Raw genomic sequence first — 21,827 nt, 5'->3', positions numbered from 1 at the left:
TGCATAATTAAATAAAGGTTATGAATTTATGGAGGAAGGTTATTTTATGGAAACTTTTAAATTTAAAGATAAATTAGGAAAAGAAATACATGTATATAAGTGGATTCCTAAAGATAAAACTAATATTAAAGGTGTAGTACAAATAGCACATGGTATGGCTGAAACTGCATTAAGATATGATTATTTTGCAAATAAGTTAACTGATGAAGGTTATATAGTATATGCAAACGATCATAGAGGACATGGACAAACATCTGAAAGCAAAGAAAAACTCGGATTTGTAGGTGATAGTGATGGCTTTTTATTAATGATATCTGATATGAAAGAATTAAATGATATTATAAGAGAAGAAAATAAAGATTTAAAAATAATATTATTTGGACATAGTATGGGATCATTTTTAAGTCAAAGATATATGCAATTATATGGAGATACTATTGATGGACTAATACTATCTGGAAGCAATGGTAAACCTAAATTCATAACTAAGGTTGGAAAATTTATTGCAAAAATAGAAATGAAGTTAAAAGGAAGAAAAGCTAAAAGTCCACTTATGGATAAGTTATCCTTTGGAGGTTTTAATAAAAGGTTTCCAGATGCAAAAACAGATTATGATTGGATATGTGGCAATGAAGAAGAAGTTAAAAAATATATTGAAGATGATTATTGTGGTTTTATAGAAACAACATCATTTTATTATGATTTAATAAATGGAATTTGGAGTATACATGAAGGTGAAAATTTTAATAACATAAGAAAAGATGTACCAATATATATTTTTTCAGGAGAAGATGATCCAGTTGGAGATTTTGGAAAAGGAGTAAGAAATCTTTATGAATTGTATAAGGGTGCAGGTGTTTATGATTTAGATTATAAACTTTATAAGTCAGGAAGACATGAAATGTTAAATGAAAAAAACAAGGACGAGGTTATTGAAAATATAATATCTTGGATTAATAAAAGACATTTTGTTTAAATATTAAATAGATTATATAAATAACGTTTAATTTTTAGTGAGTAAATAATATTTTGCTCACTATTTTTTTTTTGAGGATTTTATCTAGTATAAATGAAGAAAATAAATAAAAAAATAATCTTGTTATTAAAAAGTTAAGTACAACAGCTCCATATTAAGCCTTCCTTTAAAGTAAAGTTTTAAAACTACTTGTAGGAAAGAAAAATATAGAAAATTTAGATGTCTTTATAACTAGCCTTAGAATAATTGTAAAAGACGTATCAAAAGTTAATACATATTAATTAAAAGCTTTATGGACAGCTGTTATAGAAGCTATAAAGAATATTCAATCTAAAAATAAGATATAGGGAAGCAAAAATTTAAAAAGATGCAGTTGAAATAATAATTAATAAATAGTTATAAAACAAAGTTAAATTATTTTAAGAAGGTTTTGTTCATAAAAACTTCACAAAATAGGAAAAATAAAGTAGAATATTAATGGTATGGAGGGTAATATGGAATTTAATAGAAGAATGAGAGATATTATATATATTAATAAGAAAAATTATTTTATTATATCTGCAACTTTTTTTTCAATATATATTTTTTTATATTTTATAACATCTATTTTTGCTGAAGAAACCATAAATATGTTGGATTTTATTATAAGAATATTTGTTTTAATATCAACATTTTCAATTTTGCTTTTAATATACTCTACTAAAAATGTATTTAATGTTAGAATATTTAAATTTTTATCAATTCATTTCCTTTCGATAGCTTTAATAAATATAAATCTATTGGTATTTGAATTGACTAATTTAAATATTAGTTATGATAATAAAGTTTTATATGAACATTTGAGCAGAATGATATTTATATTATTAATAGGATTATTTTACAAATATTTAGGTAATCCTAAGATAAAATTATTAGAAAGTATAAGTAGAATTTTAGTAATTATTTTAATTATGAATTTATTAAAAATATTTAAGATGTATTTTCTTTTGGATACATTTACTTTAATTATAATCTTATCAATATGCTTAAAAAATATTTTTATAGTAAATAAATATAAAATTTATTACAAATATAAAATTAATTATATATATTTATATGCTATTTCAGTTTTGTTAATAGTAATTGTAAATTATATAGCAGATATTTTTAAAAGTTTAATTATTGCAGAACTTGTTAATCTAATATTTTTTGTTTCTTTTTCTAGTATGGTTTCTTGTACTATATATATAATTATAAATCTTCCGTATAAGATTTTATTTAAAGAATTATATGAAAGAAATAAAAAATTAAATAATATAAATACTAATATTTTAATTAAAAATAGTGAACTTGAAGTATCTCATATTTTAATAAGGAAAAAAGAAATGATGTTTAAGGATTTTTTTAGGAGAATACCTGTTCCAATAATAATATTAAGTGATAACACAAGACGAGTTATTTATTGTAATAAATATTTTTTGGATTTAATAGGAGAAGAAAATATTAGAAGCATAATAAATAAAAAAATATCTAAATTAATTAAGTTTAATGAAGATGATATATTTAAATGTAAAGATATACCTTATAAGAAGATATATAGAGGAGAAATAGAATGTAATAATGATAAAAAATATTTAAATATAGAGATAATAGATCATAACAAGGAAAATGGAGAAATTATATTAAATGTAACTGATATAACATCAAAAATAAAAATAAACTCAATGAGAGAAGATATAGAAAGAAAGCTTGTACAAGAAAAAATCAAAAGAGATTTTCTTTCTAATATAAGTCATGATTTAAAAACACCTATAAATGTTATTTATTCAGCTATCCAATTAGAACAGATATTTATAAAAAACAAAGATAGACAAGCATTGTTAAAATATAATGGTATAGCTAAAAAAAATTGTTTGTCACTTATGAAGCTAACTAATAATTTGATAGATAGTAGCAAAATCGAATCAGGTTATTTATATCCTAATTTGAAAACAATAAACGTTGTTGAATTTGTAGAGGAAACTGTAAATAGTTTAATCTATTATGCAAAGCAAAAAGAAATTCAATTATTATTTGATACAAATAATGAGGAGATATATTTAAAATTAGATGAAAACTTTATGCATAGAATTTTACTAAATATTATATCAAATTCAATTAAATATATTTTAAGAGAGGGAAAAATATTTGTAGGAGTATTTGAAGATAATGATGATGTAAATATAGTTATTAAAGATAATGGGGTTGGAATGAGTAAAGAATTTATAGATAAAATATTCATTAAATATTCAATGGGTGAAAACAATAATACCATAGATGAAAAAGGAAGTGGAATAGGTTTATTTGTAGTAAAAAAGTTAGTTGAACTTCAATATGGAGATATAAATGTAAGTAGTAATAGAGGAAAGGGTACAAAAATTGTAATAACCTTTAAAAAGGAGAGTAGTTTAAATGAATATAAAATATAATATAGATTATAAAAAAAGTATTAAACAAAATTCATTTAATATTGCAATATTAGTACTATTATTATTTATTATATTTTATAAAATCTTCGGTATTAATATTCTATTCCATTATATGATAGGAATTTTTTGTGCAACCTTTGGAATATCATTATCAATAGTTACATTGCTTAGAAATACAAAGGGATATTATAATTATGTTGGTATTGGTTTTTTATTTATAGGTATTATTGAATATATTAAAATTCTAATAGGTAAAACTATTCAAGAAGGATTAGATATAACACCTATATTTGCCATTGAAATTTCAAATAATGTTTTATTGATGCTTGTAATATTAATAGCTTTCATACTTAATAGAAAAAGAGTTAGTAATATTAAATGTATAGAGATATACACAATTATTACTATATTAGTAATTGTTATTAATTATTTTTTTGTTAGTATATCAAAAAATAATAAAGAATTTTTTATAATATTCTTATATGTATCAAAATTAATTTTGATCTTTGGTGATATATTAGTAGTTTTTAGACTTAGAAAAAATAATGATAAATTAAAGTATATATATATATATATTTATTTAATATTTACTATACTATATCAGTTTTGTTATTGTATTGCATTATCAAATAAATATAATACAATATTTGAAGCAGATGTATTTAAGTACATGGCGTATTTCTCAATATATGAGGGAATAAAAAATAATGTATTAAAGCTTGCTTATTATGAAATGAAAAATAATTTAGAAAAACTAAGAGTTAAGCAAAGTGAACTTAATATTAAGCTTAAGCAAAGAAATATTATTTTAAGTGAGTTACAGGCTATAAATAAAAAGAGTGAAAAAAGATATTATAATTTAATAGAGGCTTTTAAAGATGGTATTCTAATATTTAATATGGGTAAATTAACATACATTAATAATGAAGCATTAAAGATTATAGGATTTAATTATAAAGAAGAATTACTTGGAAAAGATATTGAATTTGTAGTCGGTGTTATATGGGATGAGACTTATATTAAAGATTCAAATTTAATTCAGAAAATTGATTTAATATCTTTTGTAAAGAGTTTATGTAAATTTAGAAATAAAAGAAAGAATATTAGAGAAATTGAAATGCACTTAGTTAATGATGATGAAAAAAGACAAATTTTATATATTAGAGATATAGAGGAAGTAAATAAGTATAATAAAATGAGAAAAAAATATGAGAAATATTTAAGAGAAGAAGAAGTTAAAAATAAATTTTATTCTAATATATCTCATGAACTTAGAACTCCTATTAATGTTATAAATTCAGCATTAGCATTAAATCAAATACATTTAAATAATAATAGTATAGAGAATATAAGTAAAAATAATTATGTAATAAAACAAAATTGTTTAAGACTTATAAGAACTATAAATAATTTTATAGATACAAATAAAATTTCGGAAGGATATTTAAAACCTAACAAAAAGATTTATAATTTAGTTGAGATTATTGAAAATGTTACAATAGCAACTAATAAATATGTAAAAAAGATAAATAACTCATTAATATTTGATTCATCTCATGAGGAAATATATATTCCAATAGATAAGAATATGATAGAAAGAACAATGCTTAATTTATTATCAAATAGTGTTAAGCATGGAGAAAATAATAAAAAGATAGAAGTAAATATAAATTTACAAGAGGACTATGTTTTTATTATAGTTACAAATAATGCAAAACTAATAGAAAAAGATGAAAAGAAATATATATTTGATGAATTTACAAAGATAAATAAAGATTTAAATAGAACTAAAGAAGGAAGCGGTTTAGGATTATTTTTAAGTAAAACTCTTATAGAACTTCATAATGGATCTATTAAGTTTAAAGCAAGCAGACAGGGTGAAAATAAATTTATTATTAAAATCCCTTTAGAAGATACTTTAAATTATGATAGGGGAGAAAATAGTGAGATAGTTACATTAAATAGAAAGGTAGATATTGAATTTTCTGATATTTATATTTAAAGAATATTTTAATAATTAAAAAGTATAATAATATTATAAGTATATTTGAGGTGATATATGAAAAATATTTTTAAAGTAAATGGTAAATTTAATATTATAAGTTTTATTACTCTAATAGCATTGCCAATTGTTGGAGGTTTGCTAGTAGCAACTATTACGAAAGATTCTTTCATAATATATAAAAGTCTTATAAAAAGCCCATTTTTTCCACCAGGATGGATTTTTGGAGTTATGTGGACTATTTTATATATATTAATTGGTTTTGCATCATACAGAGTTTTTATGAGGTTAAAGGAAGAGAAAAAAAGTTATTTTGAATTAAGTGCTTATTTTATACAGCTTATATTAAATTTTTTATGGCCAATAATATTTTTTAAATTTAGATTATATGGATTAGCAGTAATAGAGATTGTAATTCTTATTATATTTATAATTATAACAACTATAAAATTTTTTAAAATTGATAAATTATCAGGAGTATTATTTATTCCATATTTAATATGGACTTTTTATGCAACATATTTAAATGTAGTAATATGGATTTTAAATGAAATGTAAAAACATTAAATTTGGAAAAATACAAGTTTCATAGTATAATTTTAATAAACCCTCAAAGTTTGAGGGTTTATTTTCTTTAGAAAGGAAATAGATATGGGAAAATCTTTATTTATAGCAGAGAAACCTTCAGTAGCAATGGATTTTGTAAAGCTATTAAAGGTAGATGGAAAAAGAAATAACGGATACATAGAAAGCGATAAAGCAATATTTACATGGTGCGTAGGACATATGGTAACAATGTCTTATCCGGAAGTTTATAATGAAAAATTAAAATATTGGAACTTAAAAGATCTTCCTTTTTTGCCCAAAGAATATAAGTATGAAGTAATAAATTCAGCTAAAGGACAATTTAATGTAGTTAGCAAGTTATTAAATAGAGCTGACATTGATAAAATATATGTTTGTACAGACTCAGGACGGGAAGGTGAATATATATATAGGCTTGTTGATGACTTATCAGGAAATCCAAACAAAGAAAAACTTCGTGTATGGATTGATTCTCAAACAGAAGAGGAGATTAAAAGAGGAATAAAGGAAGCAAAACCTTTAAATGAATATGATTCTTTAGCTCATTCAGCTTATTTAAGAGCAAAGGAAGATTATATAATTGGAATTAATTTTTCAAGATTATTAACTCTTATTTATGGTAAGCAGTTATCAAACATACTTAAGAAGGAGAAAAGTTCTGTTGTTGCAGTTGGAAGAGTTATGAGCTGCGTTCTTGGAATGGTAGTTGATAGAGAAAGAGAAATTAGAGATTTTAAAAAGACTTCATTTTATAAGATTTCAGGGAATTTTAAAAGAGAAGAAAAAGATGAAGAAATAATAGCTGAATGGAAAGCATTAGAAAAATCTAAGTTTAAAGATTCACCTAAATTATACAATGAAGGTGGCTTTAAAAATAAAAAAGACTGTGAAGAACTTATAAAAGAACTTGAAGTTTTAGAAGAGGGAGTAATAGCAAATATTAAAAAAACTAAAGAAAATAAAAATGCTCCATTACTTTTTAATTTAGCAGAACTTCAAAATGAGTGTTCTAGAAAGTTTAAAATAAGCCCAGATGAAACATTAAAGCATCTTCAAACTCTTTATGAAAAGAAGATGGTAACCTACCCAAGAACTGATGCTAGAGTACTATCTACAGCAGTTGCAAAGGTAATTAATAAAACATTATTTAAATTAACAAAATTAGATATTGGAGAAGAACTTTTAAATGCTTCAAAAACAATTTTAGATAATAAATGGTACACAAGTATTTTAAAGAGCAAATATGTTGACGATAAGAAGATAACAGATCACTACGCTATAATTCCAACAGGAGAGGGGAGTTCTATGATAAACTCTCTAAAAGAAATAGAAAGAAAAATGTACTTTTTAATTCTTAGAAGATTTATAGCAATATTTTATAAAAAAGCTCAATTTAGTAAACAGGCAATTACAATTGATGTTGGGGATGAAAGTTTTTATACAACAAAAAAAGTTTGTATAGAAAGAGGATATTTAGATATATTAGAACATAAAAAAGAAGATGATAGTAGTGAGTTTCCTAAGGATTTAAAAAAAGGGCAAAAGGTATTAATTAATTCATTAGAAATGAAAGAGGGAGAAACAAGTCCTCCTAAGAGATTTACAACAGGTTCAATAATAATAGCTATGGAAAATGCAGGTAAGCTTATAGAAGATGAAGAACTTAGAGAACATATAAAGGGAGCTGGTATTGGAACATCAGCAACAAGAGCAGAGATTTTAAAGAAGCTTATAAATATTGATTATGTTAAATCTAATAATAAAACTCAAACCCTTACTCCAACAGAGCTTGGAGAAATGATTTATGAAGTTATAAGTAATTCTATACCATCTCTTTTAAATCCAAAACTTACAGCTTCATGGGAAAAAGGTTTAAAACTTGTGCAAGAAGAAAATATAAAACCAGAAGAATTTATGAGTAAACTTGAAAATTATACTAAAAAATCAACTTATATGGTTTTTAGAGATAGTAAAATGGGATTTTTAAATAGAAAATTATTAGAAGTTAAGAAAGTTTATAGTAAAAACTAATTAAAAAACAGCTTATTAAAATTTTAATAAGCTGTTTTTTATTACAAATATATAAATTAATGTATTATTAATTTATATATAAACATTGCAATATTAAAGGCAAGAGGAGCAACAAAAACTGTCATCATTCCAGCTATACCAATTGAAAGTGAACTCATTGCACCTTCTGTTTCTCCAAGTTCTAATGCTTTACTTGTTCCAACAGCGTGAGCAGCTGTCCCAAGTGAAATACCAATTGCAATTCTATTTGTAATTTTACATATTCTACAGATAGTTGGACCTACTATTGCACCGATTATTCCAGATAGAATAATTGCAAGAACTGTAACAGGAACTATTCCATTAAATTCTTTACTTATAGCAATACCTATTGGTGTTGTTACTGACTTAGGCATTAATGATACTATCATTGAAACATTAAGTCCTAGTGAGTGTGATAAAAGTATTATTGAGAATATTCCAATTAAAGTTCCAAAGAAAATTCCAATAAAAATAGCTATAGCATTCTTTTTTAAAAGTTCAAATTGTTTATAAAGGGGAACTGCTAAAACTACAGTTGCAGGTCCTAAAAACATATTTATAAATTGTGCACCTGAATTATATGTTTTAAAATCAATATGAAATGCAGTTAAAAAAGCAATTACAATTACTATTGCTATAAGTAAAGGATTAAACAGTGGTAAATTAGTTTTTTTGTAAAAGAATAATCCAATCTCAAATGCAATAAGGGATAAAACTATGCTAAAGAATATGTTACTAGTTATTACACTCATTTTTTTCAGTTCCTTTCTTTTTTTTATTTAATAGGTTTACGACAAATTGTACTATTAAACCAGTTGAGGCAATGGTAATAGATGTTGTAATTACACAAATTATTATAATTTGAAGAATACTTGCTTTAATAATTCCAAGTGAATTCATTAAGCTAACTCCTGCTGGTAAAAAGAAGAAAGCTAAATGATCCAAAAAGAAATTTGTTAAAGTTTCAACTTGACTGACCTTTATGACTTTAGTACAAAGACCTATAAAAAGTAAAAGAAGTCCAATAATATTACCTGGTATAGGTATATGAGTTAGAGCAACTATTACTTCTCCTATTAAATAAATTCCGAATACAATAAGTGCTTCTCTAAATAATTTCAAGCTAATCTCTCCTTAGTATCTTTTGTACCATATTAATGTATCACTTTAAGTTAATTAAGTAAACAAAAAATAAACAAATAAAAACAAAGGATTTACAATATATAAAATCCCACAAATCCTTTGTTTTACTAAATGAAATGGTTATCTAATAAAAAGATTTTTAAAAAATGAATATATTGTTAATTATGCTTCTTATATTTATCTTCTGCAATAGATACCAATTTATACATTATAAAGGCAATTAATGACAGTATAACTATACTCATCATTACCATATTAAGTTGAGAAATTTGTCCACCATAAACTATTAAGAATCCAAGGCCTTCTCTAGCTACTAAAAATTCACCCATAATAACTCCAACCCAAGATAAACCAACATTTATTTTTAATGCAGATATTAAAACTGGTATTGTATATGGAAAAATTAAATATCTTAATATTTGAAATTTAGATGCTTGAAAAGTTTTCATTAATAAAAGTTTATCTTTATCAACTTCATTAAATCCAGTTAACACACTTATTATTGTAGTAACTAAAGATATTAATAAAGCTATAACAATTATAGCAGTAATTCCATTTCCAACCCAAAAAATTATTATTGGAGCTAATGCTACTTTTGGAAGAGCATTTAACACAACAAGATATGGATCTAATATTTTTGAAGTTGAAGGATACCACCATAAAATAATTGCAAATATAGTACCTATAAAAGTACCTAATACAAAACCTAAGATTGTTTCATAGGAAGTAACCCATATATGTGTCCATATAGTTCCTTCTTTAATAAAATCTATAAGCGAACTTAACATTCTAGATGGAGAAGATGTTAAAAAAGGATCAATTATTTTTAGGTCAGCTAAAACTTCCCATAAACAAATAAAGGTTATTAAAATAAAAATTCTAAAGAAAGTTATTTTTAATTTTTCTTTTTTTAACTTTTTTATATAAAGTTCATGTTCATTACTAATCACTATTATCAAGCTCCTTCCAAAGTAAATCAAAATAAATTTTAAATTCTTCTTCTTTTCTTCTATTAAAAGGAGTTAGTGGATCATTTTTAAAATTAATTTTAAATTCTTTTTTTATTAATGAAGGTCTTTTTGTTAGTACAATAATTCTATTAGAAGTAGAAATGGCTTCACTTATATCATGGGTTACCATAATAGCAGTTTTACCTTCTAATTTAATTATTTCAAAAATTTCATCACAAACATTAAGTCTTGTTTGATAATCTAATGCAGAAAAAGGTTCATCTAAAAATAATACTCTAGGGTTTAATGCAAGAGTTCTAATTAGAGCAACCCTTTGACGCATTCCTCCAGATAACTCTGTAGGTTTATGATCTTTAAACTTACTTAAGTCATAATTGTTTAATAAATTTTCAACTCTAGATATATTTTCATCTGTAAGTAACCCTTTAATTTTTAAGCCAAGAGTTACATTGTTCCAAACAGAAGTCCAATCAAATAAATGATCCTTTTGAAACATATATCCTATTTTATCTAAATTATCTTTTATAGGTTTATTATCAAATAATACTTGTCCACTTGATTGTGGTAAAAGACCACTCATTATATTTAAAAGAGTTGATTTACCACAGCCAGAAGGACCTAATATACTCAAAAAATCTTTATCATTTACATAAAAACTTACATCTTTTATAGCTTCAGTTTCTCCTTTTAAGGAATGATAACGCATTTTTATATTTTTAATATCTAATAGAGCCAATAATTTCACCACCTTTAATTTAAAAAGATATGTAAAAAATTATATAAAAGTTGATTTTAAAAAAATTCATATTAATATATTTCAATTTGTTAAAATATTATGATTTAAATAAAAAAGGCAAAATAACAAAGAAGGATTAAAAATTTATTATTTTTTAAAAGTTACTTATTATTTTGCCTTTTATAGTTAGAAGTTTTAATTTTTTAATTTATTTTTCGCTTGTAACTTTTTCTGCAAAACTATTATTTACTATATCATTAAAAGGTGGTCTAGAAGGGATTAATGATGAATCGTATTTAGTGATTATATCCATTAAATGATTTAATCCTTTTTCACTTAATTTAGGGTCATTTGCAACAGCATCAATTTTTTTATAGTTATCAATAACAGAAACCATTATATCTTTATCAGTTCCAGGGAAAAATGAAGATATAGAGTCTGCAATTTCTTCAGATGAATGTTTTTCAAACCAAAGTTGACCTTTATAGATAGCTTTTGTAAAACTTTCAATTACTTCTGGATTATCTTCCATGTAAGATTTAGTTGAGAAGAAACAAGTATAGGGCATTTCTCCAGAAGATTCTCCAATTGATGCAACTATTTTGCCAGTACCTTCTTTTTCAAGCATAGAAGCAGTTGGTTCAAATAGTGCAACATAATCTGCAGTACCAGCCTTAAAAGCACCAGCTGTTGCAGTAAAATCTAAATTTGTAACCATATTAACATCTTTATTAGGTTTTATATTATTTTTGTTTAATACATATTCAAGAGACATTTCAGGAACACCACCAGGTCTTCCACCTATTATGTCTTTTCCTTTTAAATTTGACCATTTAAAATTATCTTCAGTTTTTCTTCCAACTAAGAAAGAACCATCTCTTTTAGTAAGTTGGGCAAAAAGAACAGGATAGTCTTCTCTTCCTTGATTATAAATGTATACTACTTGTTCAGGTCCACAAAAACCTATATCTGAATTTTTAGATAAAACATTTTGCATAACCTTATCAGCACCTTGACCAGTAGATAAGTCAATATTTAATCCTTCATCTTCAAAGAATCCTTCATTTATTGCAATATACATTGGAGCATAGAATATAGAACGTACAACTTCATTTAGCTTTATAGTTTTTAATTCAGAAGTTGCATCCTTTTTATTGCAACCAATAAAGCATATTGAAAGAATAAATAGCGTCGATAATATAAGTGCTATTTTAGAAAATTTTTTCATTTAAAATGTCACCTCTAACAAAATAATTATTTATGCTTTATAGTATGACAAAATACGCTATATTGTTAAACGAAAAAAAGTGACATTAAACAATGCCACTTCTTTTTTCTTTGATTTTTTTCTTTAATTTTAAAAATATGTCTGCAGTTATAATTGTTATACAGACTATAACTATTTCTGATAGAATAAGTTCAATCAAGTTATTATATTTTGTAATTCCAATTCCAATTAATATATTACATATAGCTGCATGGGATAAATATAAAATTAATGAATTCCTTCCTAATGCAGAAAGATGAGTTTTAATGTTTGGAACTAAAGTTAAAATAAATGAACCTATTATAAATGCACCTAAGTAATGGAAAATTCTTGTTAAAAATGGTGGAAGCAATACATCATCATTAGCAGCAGAATAACTAAATAATTCAAATAAAAACTCTAATTTAATATATTTAGAAAATATATATAATAAAATAAGAACGATTATTGAAGATATTAAAAGTTTTAATCTATTCTTTTTTAAAACTTCTATATATTTTTTATCAAATGACATTCCTGCAATGAAAAATGGGAAATAAAAAATAGTTCTTTCCATACTTCCAAGACTTCCTATACTATTATCAAAACCTGCAATAAGAGAGAGAATAATTGCAAAGATAAGCCACTTTTTTTTATTTTTTACGTAATCTCCAAGAATATACCAACAGGTTAGAGATAATAAGTACCATAGTGTCCATTGAGGATACATAAATTCAAATTTATATCCGTTGCTTCTAAGTATATATCTATAAAAAATTATATAAGCTAGTTGAGCAAAGAAATATAATTTAAATGTAGATGCAGCTTTTTCAACTGTAGTTCTTTTACTTAGTTTTGAAAAATATCCTGATACAAAGGTAAACATAGGCATGTGAAACATATAAAGAAATAATAAAAAGTAGTGCGTGTCTATATTTTGTGGGCTAGCAAGCTCAATGGAATTACCTATAATAACGGATAATATAAGAAAACCTTTTAATGTATCAAAATAAAAATCTCTAGTACTTTTTTCTGATTTCATAATAAGCCTCCAAGCTAAAATCTATTAAAAATGATAGCATAAATATTCTGAAAATACAAATAATTTAGTCAGTTAATTTAAACTTATAATTAGTAATACAAATAGAATTTTGGTATAATAACCATTATATAATAGGGGGGATAATTAAGATGATAAAAGCAATATTATTTGATTTAGATGGGACTTTATTAGATACAAATGAATTAATATATGAATCTTTCAAGTACACATTTGATAAATGTTTTAATTTAAAACTTTCTAAAGGTGAAATTACAAGTCTTTATGGGATGCCATTAGAAGATAGTCTTATAGGTTATTGTAAAGATGAAGAAGAGTTAAAAGGAGCAATTAAAACATATAGAAATTATAACGAAAAAATTCATGATAATATGTGTTTTTCTTTTAAAGGTGTAGAGGAACTTTTAATCAATCTTAAAGAAAAAAATATAAAAATAGGAATAGTAACATCTAAAAGAGAAACCTTAGCTAAAAAAGGTATGGAAATAGCAGGAATAATAAAATATATGGATATAATAGTTACACCTGAGTGTACTAAAGAACATAAACCTAAAGGAGAACCTGCGTTATATGCTTTAAAAAAATTAAATGTAAAACCAGAAGAAGCTATTATGGTAGGAGATAGCCATTTTGACTTATTATGTGGTAAAAATGCTGGCTGTAAAACTTGTGGAGTTAAATATACAGCATTAGATATTAAAAAATTAGAGGAAGTAAATCCAGATTATTTTGTGGAATCTCCAATGGAAATTTTAAATTTAGTATAAAGGAGTAAAAAATGAATATACAAATATTTGGAACAAAAAAATGTTTTGATACAAAAAAGGCTGAAAGATATTTTAAAGAAAGAAAAATAAAATATGCATTTATTGATATGAAGGAAAAGGGTATTAGTAAAGGTGAATTAACTAGTGTTAGTAATTCAATTTCTGTTAATGAATTAATAAATGAAAAAAGTAAAGATTATAAAAAATCAAATTTAGATAAAATAAGAAGTAATGATATGAAACTTGAGATTTTACTTAAAAATCAAAGTGTAATAAAAACTCCAATAGTTAGAAATGGAAAAAAGGCTACTGTAGGATATAAACCAGAAGTATGGAAAGAATGGGAGTAATAAATATATGAAAAAAGAAAGTTTTAAAGGAAGTGTAGTTTTAAATCCAGTTCCTGTAGTTTTAATTTCTTCAAGAAATAATAAAGGAGAGGAAAATGTATTTACTGTTGCTTGGGCTGGAACTGTATGTACAAGACCACCTATGCTTTCAATATCAATAAGACCAGAAAGATTATCTTATGAATATATAAAAGAGAGCATGGAATTTGTAGTTAATATTCCACATGGAAATATGGTAAAAAAAGTTGACTTTTGTGGAGTTAGAAGTGGAAGAAAAATTAATAAAATAAAAGAAATGAATTTCACTATGATAGAATGTGATAATATTAATGCATCTTATATAGAAGAGTGTCCAATTAATATAGAATGTAAGGTTAAACAAATAATTCCACTTGGAAGTCATGATATGTTTGTAGCAGAGGTTTTAAGCTCTCATATAAATGAAGATTTAATAGATGAAAAAGGAAAAATACATTTTGAAAAAGGAGATTTGTTAGCTTACTGTCATGGAGAGTATTATAAATTACCTAGAACTTCAATTGGTTCCTTTGGATATTCTGTAATGAAGAAAAAAACATTAAAAAATAAAATTTCAGAAAAAAAAGTAAGTGATAAAAAAATAGAAAATAAAAAATTAAAATCTTCAAAACCTAAGAAAAAGATTAACGTAAATAAGAAAAAAATAAATAAGAAAAATAAAAAAAGAGGAAAGTAATTCCTCTTTTTTATTTAGTATCTTCTATAGTGACTATAAGATGATCTTCCGTAACGTCTTTTTCTGTAACGTCTCTTATTAATCATTCTTATTATAAATATTATTATAAGAATAACTATAACGATACCTAAAATTATTCCTAAATAAGCAAATATATTTGCCTTGAATAATTGTCCAAAGGATACTCCAATAGTACCTGCTAGAGCTGTTTTATATTCTTTAACTGAAAGATTAAGATTAACATTATTACTTGCAGCTACAGACCATGCATCTTTAGTATCTGAATTAAATGTTATCTTAGCATTATTTTCGTTAAATGAATTATTATAAAGCATAGCATCTTGTGATAAAGTTACTGGAGCTTTTATTGTCTTTTCTGGACCAAAAAATTTAAACATTTTATATTTTAAAGTTACATTATTTATTGAATCACCAGATTTTTTGTAAATTGATGGTTTTGCGGCATAACTATAATCCATTATTGCATTCATATCATTATATCTTGTTGTGTCATTGGCACTTACACTTGAATCTAAAACTACACCGATAAGTTGTCTACCATTTCTATCATAAACAGTAGCTAAACATTCACCAGCTTCATTAGTAGTTCCTGTTTTACCACCTATATTACCGTATTTACCTAGTGTTCTATTTCTATTTTCTAATTTAACAGGTTTTCCTGAAATATTAATAGTTGCATCTTTAGTTTCCATTACTTCTCTAACCCATGGATTATTAAAGGCAGCTTTAGTAAGCAATGCTAAGTCATAAGCTGTTGTATAATGATTTGGATTATGTAATCCATTTGGTGTTACAAAGTGACTATCTTTCATTCCAATTTCTTGAGCTTTTTTATTCATAAGCTTTGCAAAATTATCAGCATTTCCAGCAACATAATCAGCTATCATGTAAGCTGCATCATTTCCTGAAAACATTAATAATCCTTTCATAACATCATCAGCAGTCATTGTATCGCCGACTTTCATTTTAACTCCTGGCCAGTTTGAATGTAATGAATACTGAGGTTGAGCTTTTGCAGACTCAGTAAATTTAATTGGAGTGTCTTTTTGTGCCTTTTCTGCAAAAATTAGTGCTGTTAATAGTTTAGTTATACTTGCAGGATATGCTTTTGCATCTGCACTTTTTGAATATATAACTTCACCAGTTTTTAAATCCATAGTAATTGCATATTTTGCAGTTATATTTGGATTAGGTAATGTTGTATCTGCATATGATTTTGTTATTCCTAAAGGAGATAATAAATACATAGCAAAAACAAGTACCATTGTTTTTATTAATAATCCTTTCTTAGTTGAATTCATTTCTCCACCTCGTTTTTTATTTTGCTAGTATTAATGGATATGCCTATAAAAAAGTATAACATCTTAATTAAGTAATAACAATAAACAATAGAAATAAAAAATAATATAATTTATTACAATATAATTAAATAAAAATTAAGATTGTAGGAAAAATATATATAAGGTGGTGATATTATAAAAACATTTAAGAATATAGCCTTAGGCTTAGCAATTATTTTAATTATTACTTTAAATTCAGCTTATATTCAAGGAAATTGTAGTACATTAAAAAAGAAAGTTGTTTATTTAACATTTGACGATGGACCATCTTATGAAAATACAGGTAAAATACTTAATATACTTAATAAAAATAAAGTAAAGGCAACATTTTTTGTAGTTGGAAATAGTGTTATAGAAAATAAGGGGATTATTAAGAAATTAAAAAATAATAATATGGCAATATATCCTCACTGTAACGTTCATAATTATAAAAAAATTTATAAAAATAAGAACGAGTATTTTAAAGATTTGAATATTTGTGAAAAAAGAATAAAAAGTGTATTAGGTAAAAATACAAAATTAAATTTTGTAAGATTACCAGGTGGATCTACAAATACAGTAGGCGATAGAAGTGTTATAAATAGTATAGAAAAAGAGTTAAAGAAAAAAAATAAAATGTACATTGATTGGAATATTGATTCAGGAGATGCAAAATTTGCAAATGTACCTAGTGATGTTATAAAAAATAATATTAAAAGAAATGCTGGTACATATAATATTGAAGTTGTTTTAATGCATGATGCAGCAGGGAAAAAAAGCACTGTAAATTCATTACAAAGTATTATAAATGAATATAAGCGTATGAATTATGAATTTAAGACATTAGATAATATATCAAAAGAAGAAATTAAATATCTAAAGACTAATAGAGTAATAAACAGAAATTAAGAAAAAGAAACCTATAATATAGGTTTCTTTTTCTTAATTATCTTTATTTTCAAATCTTTTTATAATGGTTTCTTTAGCTTTAAGTTCAAGTTCATCATTTAAAGGTTGTAAATTAACTTCACCATATTTATTATTTAGAGCAAGGGTTAAAAATCTATCTGCAAGTTCAGGATTTTTAGAAAGTAGGGAACCATGTAAATAAGTACAGAATGTATTTTTGTAAATACAACCTTCATAACCATCTTCGCCATTATTTCCGTAACCTTCAATACATTTTCCAAGAGGTTTTAAATTATTTATATAAGTTCTTCCTGAATGATTTTCAAATCCAACATAAGTTTGAGATAAATCTTCATTTTTAATTATTGTATTACCAATAAAACGAGTATCTCCACCTTCAGTATATATATCTAATATTCCTAATCCTTCAAGTTTCTCTCCATTAGGAGCTCTATAATAGTTACCAAGAAGTTGATATCCACCACATATGGCAATTAAAACTTTTGAATCTTCTACATATTTAGTTAATGCTTCTTTTTTTCCGTTTTTTAAATCATCTGAAACTATTGATTGTTCATAATCTTGACCACCACCAAAGAATACAATATCATAATTATCTCCTTTGAATTCATCATTTATAGATACATCAATAATATTAACTTTTATTCCTCTAGCTTCTGCTCTAGACTTAAGTATTAATATATTTCCTACATCACCATAAACATTTAATAGGTCAGGATAAAGATGACAAATATTTAATTCCATAATATTTCCTTCCTTTTACCAAAGTTTTTTGATATATCCTTTTGAATGTAAATACTTTCTATAATTAATCATTGCAGTATAAGTTGCAAGCACATAAATATTAGTATCTTTACATTCTTTAATTTTATTTGTTAAATTTTCATAATCAGCTTCAATTATAAAGTTGTCAGAGTTAAGACCTGCAGTTTTAAGTCTGACAGCCATATCATACATTCTCATTCCTGAAACAAAAACATTATTTATTGAAAGGTTTTTAAGTTTTTCAAAATTAACATCCCATATCCAGGATACATCACGTCCGTCTGCATAATTATCATTTAACATAAATAATGCAGAAAATTCACCTTTGTTTAAACATAATGTATCTATTGCTTGGTTATATCCAGCAGGATTTTTTACAAGAATTATTTTTATATTTTTATTATCAATTTTTATAACTTCTTGTCTACCAAAACTTGAATCTTGTTTTCCTAGAGATTTAGATATTACACTATCATCTACGCCAAGTTCTTTTGCAATAGAATAAGCGCAAAGACCATTATATATATTGTAAGCTCCAGATTGACTAATTGTAATTGGAGTATTATTAATAACAACCCTTGAATATTCAGGTGTAGCCTCAATTATTTCATTAACAGTATATTTTAGAGTAGGTCTTTTATATCCACAATTAGGACAATAAAAATCTCCTAAGTGATTGTATGTAATGAAGTTATAGCTATAAGGAGACTTACAAAATTTGCAAAATTTAGAATCAGAGTTTACATCAACCTTTGTATCCTTTTGAATTGGAACATTAAATCCATAAAATTCGGTAGGATTTTTAATATCTAATTTTCCAAGTAAAGATTCATCACCATTTAAAATAAGCTTAGTCTCTGGTGATTTTTTAACTCCTTCTAAAATTTTAGTAAGTGTTGTATATACTTCTCCATATCTGTCAAGCTGATCTCTAAATAAGTTAGTTATAGTAAGAAGTTCTGGAGTTATGTATTCTGTAATAAATTTAACGTTTGCTTCATCAACTTCTATAACTGCATACTTAGAAGAATTGCTATCACTAAATTTAAAGTTATCTACAAAACAAGAAACAATTCCAGGAAAAAGATTTGCTCCTGTATTATTTGTTATTACTTTAAATCCATTTTCTTTAAGTATATTTGTAATCATACTGGTAGTTGTTGTTTTACCGTTAGTACCTGTAATAAGAATAACTTTATAACCTTTAGAAACAGTTTTTAAGATATTTTTGTCTATCTTTAAAGCAATTCTTCCAGGAAAAGTACTACCACCTTTTAAAAAGTTTTTTGAAATGAAAAGTACTATTTTACTAGAAATAATACTTATAAATGATTTTATATTAATAGTATTCACCACCCTATCTTTAAGTATTGACAGTTATTATTTAAATAATAATTAGTATAACATAAAATATATTATATCGAAATTTTATTTAATACAACATTTAATCTAATTATTAATAAAAAAATTATTATAATGTTGAGAGAAAAAAATTTTTATCGTATTATTAATGTATGTTAAATAATATAATTAAAAATGTATTCAAAAGAGAAAAGGAGAATATTTAAAATGTATCCAATTATATTTGAAAATTTATACTATGACAAGATCTGGGGAGGTAGAGACTTAGAAAATTTTAGAGATAACATGCCAGATGGTCTAATAGGAGAAACATGGGATATAGCGTGCCATAGAAATGGTACAGGAGTTGTAAAAAATGGTGAATTTAAAGGAATTAAATTTGATGAACTTATAAAAAAATTACAACATAAGTTAGTTGGAGATAAAATAGGAGTAGAAAACTTTCCTTTACTAATAAAGCTTATAAATGCTAACGACAAGTTATCAGTTCAAGTTCATCCAGGAGATGAATATGCAAAAGTTAAAGATAATGATCTTGGAAAGACAGAAGCTTGGTATGTTGTAGATGCAAAAGAAGGAGCATCTCTTATAGTAGGTACAAAAAATTGTGATAAAGAAATTTTTGAAAAGGCAATAAAGGATGGAAACTTAAGTCCGTACTTAAATAAAATTCCTGTAAAAAAAGGTGATATGTTCTACGTTAAAAGTGGATTAGTACATGCGATCTGTGAAGGAGTTGTAATAGCAGAAATACAACAAAGTAGTGATACAACTTATAGAGTTTATGACTATAATAGAGGAAGAGAAATTCATGTAGAAAAAGCTTTAGATGTTATAGATTTCTCATTAAAGGGAGAAAATATTAAAGGAATAACTATTCATAAAGATGGATATGATAAAACTATACTTTGTATAGGTGAATACTTTGCAATAGAAAAGTATGAAATCAAAGAAAGTGCAAAGGAAGAAAGTGATAAAAATAGATTTTTCTTATTTACTTGTGTTGAAGGAAATGGAGAAATATTATGGAATGAAGGTTCATTAGATATAAAGAAGGGAGATAGTATACTTATTCCTGCATATCTTGGAGAATATGAATTAAAGGGAAGCTTTACACTACTTAAAAGTTTTGTCCCAGATGTTTCAGAAGAAAAAGAAAAAATATTATCAGTAGTTTTAAAATAATATAATATAAATTTCTATAATATCTTTAAGAATAAGGGAGTTTAAATTTAAAATTTAAACTCCCTTATTCTTAAAATTTACTTAATTAAATTGATAATGTAGACAATATATTACAATATAACTTATAATTAATAAGTCGAAAATAATTTTGAAAGCGAGTGAGAATTAGTGGGAATAAATATACTATTAATTTTTAAGGCAATTATTATTGCTATAGTAGAAGGCCTTACAGAATTTGTACCAGTGTCGTCAACAGGACATATGATACTTGTGGGAAATTTAATTAACTTTACTGGCTCTTTTGCAAGTATGTTTGAAGTTGTTATACAACTTGGGGCAATTCTTGCAGTAGTAGTTTTGTATTGGAATAAAATTAGTACAAGCGTAGTAGAATTTTTTAAATTTATATTTACAAAAGGAGAAGAAGGGGAAACTGGTTTTAGATTTGGAATTAATGTAATTGTAGGTTCAATTCCAGCTCTTATAGTTGGATTAGCTCTTCATGACAAAATAAAGTCATTATTTACTCCAAGAGCTGTTATTTATGGCTTTATAGTTGGAGGTATTTTATTAATAGTTATTGAAAATATATATAGAAAAAGAAGACCAAAGGCAACAAATATAGATAGAATTACTGCAAAAGAAGCTTTAGTTGTTGGTGTCGCACAGTGCTTTGCAATGTGGCCTGGAATGTCAAGAAGTGCTTCAACTATTATGGGTGGTTGGATTGCAGGACTTTCAACTCCTGTTGCAGCAGAATTTTCATTCTTTTTAGCTATTCCTGCAATGGTAGGTTCAACTGGTCTTGATATGTTAAAGTTTGATTACTCTCAAATGAATGGAACAAAATGGATAGCTTTAGCTATTGGATTTATAGTTGCATTTATAGTTGCATTATTAGTAATGGATGGATTTGTAAGTTATTTAAAGAAGAAGCCAATGAGAATTTTTGCTATATATAGAATAGTAGTAGGTATAATACTTGCTGTACTTGTATTTACAGGATTTATGGTTTTACCACCTTTATAAATTTATAGAAAATTATAAAAAATTCAGCTAAACAAAATTTAGCTGAATTTTTTTTATAAAATAATAAGAATAAATCTGTTTGAATATAAATAGATAAAATAATATTTAATTATAATTTTTATATATTATAGAAGAATTATAAATAACTTTATAAATTAAAAAAAAT

Annotated in this window: 20 protein-coding genes and 1 pseudogene; 12 read left to right on the top strand and 9 right to left on the bottom strand. The window is 24.7% G+C overall.

Annotated elements, in window-relative coordinates; genetic code table 11:
* Window positions 1-46: 46 nt before the first annotated feature.
* From J2Z53_RS02370 to J2Z53_RS02345, 6 genes and pseudogenes are all read left to right on the top strand, one after another.
* The gene (locus J2Z53_RS02370; protein WP_209795618.1) at window positions 47-976 is read left to right on the top strand and encodes an alpha/beta hydrolase; all 930 of its coding nucleotides are present in this window, start codon (window positions 47-49) and stop codon (window positions 974-976) included.
* A 185-nt stretch (window positions 977-1,161) separates the two neighbouring features.
* Window positions 1,162-1,257, top strand: a pseudogene (locus J2Z53_RS12985) (PTS transporter subunit EIIB); the annotation flags it as partial.
* 213 nt (window positions 1,258-1,470) lie between these two features.
* Window positions 1,471-3,423: a sensor histidine kinase gene (locus tag J2Z53_RS02360; protein ID WP_209795617.1), complete on the top strand. Its 1,953-nt coding sequence runs from the start codon at window positions 1,471-1,473 to the stop codon at window positions 3,421-3,423.
* Window positions 3,407-5,425, top strand: coding sequence for a PAS domain-containing sensor histidine kinase (locus tag J2Z53_RS02355; protein WP_209795616.1), 2,019 nt, complete (start codon window positions 3,407-3,409; stop codon window positions 5,423-5,425). Before J2Z53_RS02360 ends, J2Z53_RS02355 begins: the two co-directional genes overlap by 17 nt.
* Before the next feature lie 57 nt (window positions 5,426-5,482).
* Window positions 5,483-5,983 (top strand): TspO/MBR family protein, encoded by a 501-nt coding sequence (locus tag J2Z53_RS02350; protein WP_209795615.1) that lies wholly within the window; start codon window positions 5,483-5,485, stop codon window positions 5,981-5,983.
* Between the two features lie 93 nt (window positions 5,984-6,076).
* On the top strand, window positions 6,077-8,041 hold the full coding sequence (locus tag J2Z53_RS02345) for a DNA topoisomerase (protein ID WP_209795614.1): 1,965 nt from the start codon (window positions 6,077-6,079) through the stop codon (window positions 8,039-8,041).
* 56 nt (window positions 8,042-8,097) lie between these two features.
* Here J2Z53_RS02345 and J2Z53_RS02340 read toward each other — a convergent pair whose 3' ends face one another.
* The 6 genes from J2Z53_RS02340 to J2Z53_RS02315 all read right to left on the bottom strand — a co-directional run bounded on the left by J2Z53_RS02340 (window position 8,098) and on the right by J2Z53_RS02315 (window position 13,200).
* Complete coding sequence (locus J2Z53_RS02340; protein WP_209795613.1) at window positions 8,098-8,814, bottom strand: LrgB family protein; 717 nt, start codon at window positions 8,812-8,814, stop codon at window positions 8,098-8,100.
* Window positions 8,798-9,184, bottom strand: coding sequence for a CidA/LrgA family protein (locus tag J2Z53_RS02335; RefSeq protein WP_209795612.1), 387 nt, complete (start codon window positions 9,182-9,184; stop codon window positions 8,798-8,800). Before J2Z53_RS02335 ends, J2Z53_RS02340 begins: the two co-directional genes overlap by 17 nt.
* Window positions 9,185-9,363: 179 nt before the next feature.
* Window positions 9,364-10,152 carry an ABC transporter permease gene (locus J2Z53_RS02330; protein WP_209795823.1) on the bottom strand — a complete coding sequence of 263 codons (789 nt, stop codon included), beginning with the start codon at window positions 10,150-10,152 and terminating at the stop codon, window positions 9,364-9,366.
* A complete protein-coding gene (locus J2Z53_RS02325) occupies window positions 10,148-10,912 on the bottom strand; it encodes an ABC transporter ATP-binding protein (protein ID WP_209795611.1) in 765 nt (254 codons plus the stop codon). Before J2Z53_RS02325 ends, J2Z53_RS02330 begins: the two co-directional genes overlap by 5 nt.
* 208 nt (window positions 10,913-11,120) lie before the next feature.
* Window positions 11,121-12,140, bottom strand: a complete 1,020-nt coding sequence (locus J2Z53_RS02320) for an ABC transporter substrate-binding protein (protein ID WP_209795610.1) — start codon at window positions 12,138-12,140, stop codon at window positions 11,121-11,123.
* Between the two features lie 85 nt (window positions 12,141-12,225).
* A complete protein-coding gene (locus tag J2Z53_RS02315) occupies window positions 12,226-13,200 on the bottom strand; it encodes an acyltransferase family protein (protein ID WP_209795609.1) in 975 nt (324 codons plus the stop codon).
* Window positions 13,201-13,349: 149 nt separating this feature from the next.
* Between J2Z53_RS02315 and ppaX the strand changes: the two genes are divergently transcribed.
* The 3 genes from ppaX to J2Z53_RS02300 are packed head-to-tail and all read left to right on the top strand — an operon-like array spanning window position 13,350 to window position 15,050.
* Window positions 13,350-13,985, top strand: a complete 636-nt coding sequence (gene ppaX / locus J2Z53_RS02310; RefSeq protein ID WP_209795608.1) for a pyrophosphatase PpaX — start codon at window positions 13,350-13,352, stop codon at window positions 13,983-13,985.
* Window positions 13,986-13,996: 11 nt separating this feature from the next.
* Window positions 13,997-14,335 (top strand): arsenate reductase family protein, encoded by a 339-nt coding sequence (locus J2Z53_RS02305; protein ID WP_209795607.1) that lies wholly within the window; start codon window positions 13,997-13,999, stop codon window positions 14,333-14,335.
* A gap of 7 nt (window positions 14,336-14,342) precedes the next feature.
* Window positions 14,343-15,050, top strand: a complete 708-nt coding sequence (locus J2Z53_RS02300; RefSeq protein WP_209795606.1) for a flavin reductase family protein — start codon at window positions 14,343-14,345, stop codon at window positions 15,048-15,050.
* 14 nt (window positions 15,051-15,064) lie between these two features.
* Here the strand turns inward: J2Z53_RS02300 and J2Z53_RS02295 are convergent, their stop codons facing one another.
* Window positions 15,065-16,372: a D-alanyl-D-alanine carboxypeptidase family protein gene (locus J2Z53_RS02295; RefSeq protein WP_209795605.1), complete on the bottom strand. Its 1,308-nt coding sequence runs from the start codon at window positions 16,370-16,372 to the stop codon at window positions 15,065-15,067.
* A 171-nt stretch (window positions 16,373-16,543) separates the two neighbouring features.
* On the opposite strand from J2Z53_RS02295, the gene J2Z53_RS02290 reads away from it, so the two are divergent.
* Complete coding sequence (locus J2Z53_RS02290) at window positions 16,544-17,299, top strand: polysaccharide deacetylase family protein (RefSeq protein WP_209795822.1); 756 nt, start codon at window positions 16,544-16,546, stop codon at window positions 17,297-17,299.
* 33 nt (window positions 17,300-17,332) lie between these two features.
* Here J2Z53_RS02290 and J2Z53_RS02285 read toward each other — a convergent pair whose 3' ends face one another.
* Both J2Z53_RS02285 and J2Z53_RS02280 read right to left on the bottom strand, forming a co-directional pair.
* The gene (locus tag J2Z53_RS02285; protein ID WP_209795604.1) at window positions 17,333-18,064 is read right to left on the bottom strand and encodes a type 1 glutamine amidotransferase; all 732 of its coding nucleotides are present in this window, start codon (window positions 18,062-18,064) and stop codon (window positions 17,333-17,335) included.
* 15 nt (window positions 18,065-18,079) lie between these two features.
* Complete coding sequence (locus J2Z53_RS02280; RefSeq protein ID WP_209795603.1) at window positions 18,080-19,438, bottom strand: MurT ligase domain-containing protein; 1,359 nt, start codon at window positions 19,436-19,438, stop codon at window positions 18,080-18,082.
* 216 nt (window positions 19,439-19,654) lie between these two features.
* On the opposite strand from J2Z53_RS02280, the gene manA reads away from it, so the two are divergent.
* Window positions 19,655-20,632 carry a mannose-6-phosphate isomerase, class I gene (gene manA / locus J2Z53_RS02275; protein WP_209795602.1) on the top strand — a complete coding sequence of 326 codons (978 nt, stop codon included), beginning with the start codon at window positions 19,655-19,657 and terminating at the stop codon, window positions 20,630-20,632.
* A 168-nt stretch (window positions 20,633-20,800) separates the two neighbouring features.
* Entirely contained in the window at window positions 20,801-21,661 is an 861-nt protein-coding gene (locus tag J2Z53_RS02270) for an undecaprenyl-diphosphate phosphatase (RefSeq protein ID WP_209795601.1), read from the top strand.
* Window positions 21,662-21,827 lie beyond the last annotated feature (166 nt).

The sequence above is a fragment of the Clostridium moniliforme genome, assembly GCF_017873235.1.
Taxonomy (GTDB): domain Bacteria; phylum Bacillota; class Clostridia; order Clostridiales; family Clostridiaceae; genus Clostridium; species Clostridium moniliforme.
This window is presented reverse-complemented; position numbering and strand designations above follow the sequence as displayed.

Excerpts from the sequence above, each read along its gene's own strand:
- ppaX (WP_209795608.1), top strand. The coding sequence starts at position 13,350 with ATGATAAAAGCAATATTATTTGATTTAGATGGGACTTTATTAGATACA.
- J2Z53_RS02320 (WP_209795610.1), bottom strand. The coding sequence starts at position 12,140 with ATGAAAAAATTTTCTAAAATAGCACTTATATTATCGACGCTATTTATT.
- J2Z53_RS02300 (WP_209795606.1), top strand. The coding sequence starts at position 14,343 with ATGAAAAAAGAAAGTTTTAAAGGAAGTGTAGTTTTAAATCCAGTTCCT.
- J2Z53_RS02350 (WP_209795615.1), top strand. The coding sequence starts at position 5,483 with ATGAAAAATATTTTTAAAGTAAATGGTAAATTTAATATTATAAGTTTT.
- J2Z53_RS02345 (WP_209795614.1), top strand. The coding sequence starts at position 6,077 with ATGGGAAAATCTTTATTTATAGCAGAGAAACCTTCAGTAGCAATGGAT.
- J2Z53_RS02360 (WP_209795617.1), top strand. The coding sequence starts at position 1,471 with ATGGAATTTAATAGAAGAATGAGAGATATTATATATATTAATAAGAAA.
- J2Z53_RS02295 (WP_209795605.1), bottom strand. The coding sequence starts at position 16,372 with ATGAATTCAACTAAGAAAGGATTATTAATAAAAACAATGGTACTTGTT.
- J2Z53_RS02355 (WP_209795616.1), top strand. The coding sequence starts at position 3,407 with ATGAATATAAAATATAATATAGATTATAAAAAAAGTATTAAACAAAAT.
- J2Z53_RS02285 (WP_209795604.1), bottom strand. The coding sequence starts at position 18,064 with ATGGAATTAAATATTTGTCATCTTTATCCTGACCTATTAAATGTTTAT.
- J2Z53_RS02340 (WP_209795613.1), bottom strand. The coding sequence starts at position 8,814 with ATGAGTGTAATAACTAGTAACATATTCTTTAGCATAGTTTTATCCCTT.
- J2Z53_RS02315 (WP_209795609.1), bottom strand. The coding sequence starts at position 13,200 with ATGAAATCAGAAAAAAGTACTAGAGATTTTTATTTTGATACATTAAAA.
- J2Z53_RS02305 (WP_209795607.1), top strand. The coding sequence starts at position 13,997 with ATGAATATACAAATATTTGGAACAAAAAAATGTTTTGATACAAAAAAG.
- J2Z53_RS02370 (WP_209795618.1), top strand. The coding sequence starts at position 47 with ATGGAAACTTTTAAATTTAAAGATAAATTAGGAAAAGAAATACATGTA.
- manA (WP_209795602.1), top strand. The coding sequence starts at position 19,655 with ATGTATCCAATTATATTTGAAAATTTATACTATGACAAGATCTGGGGA.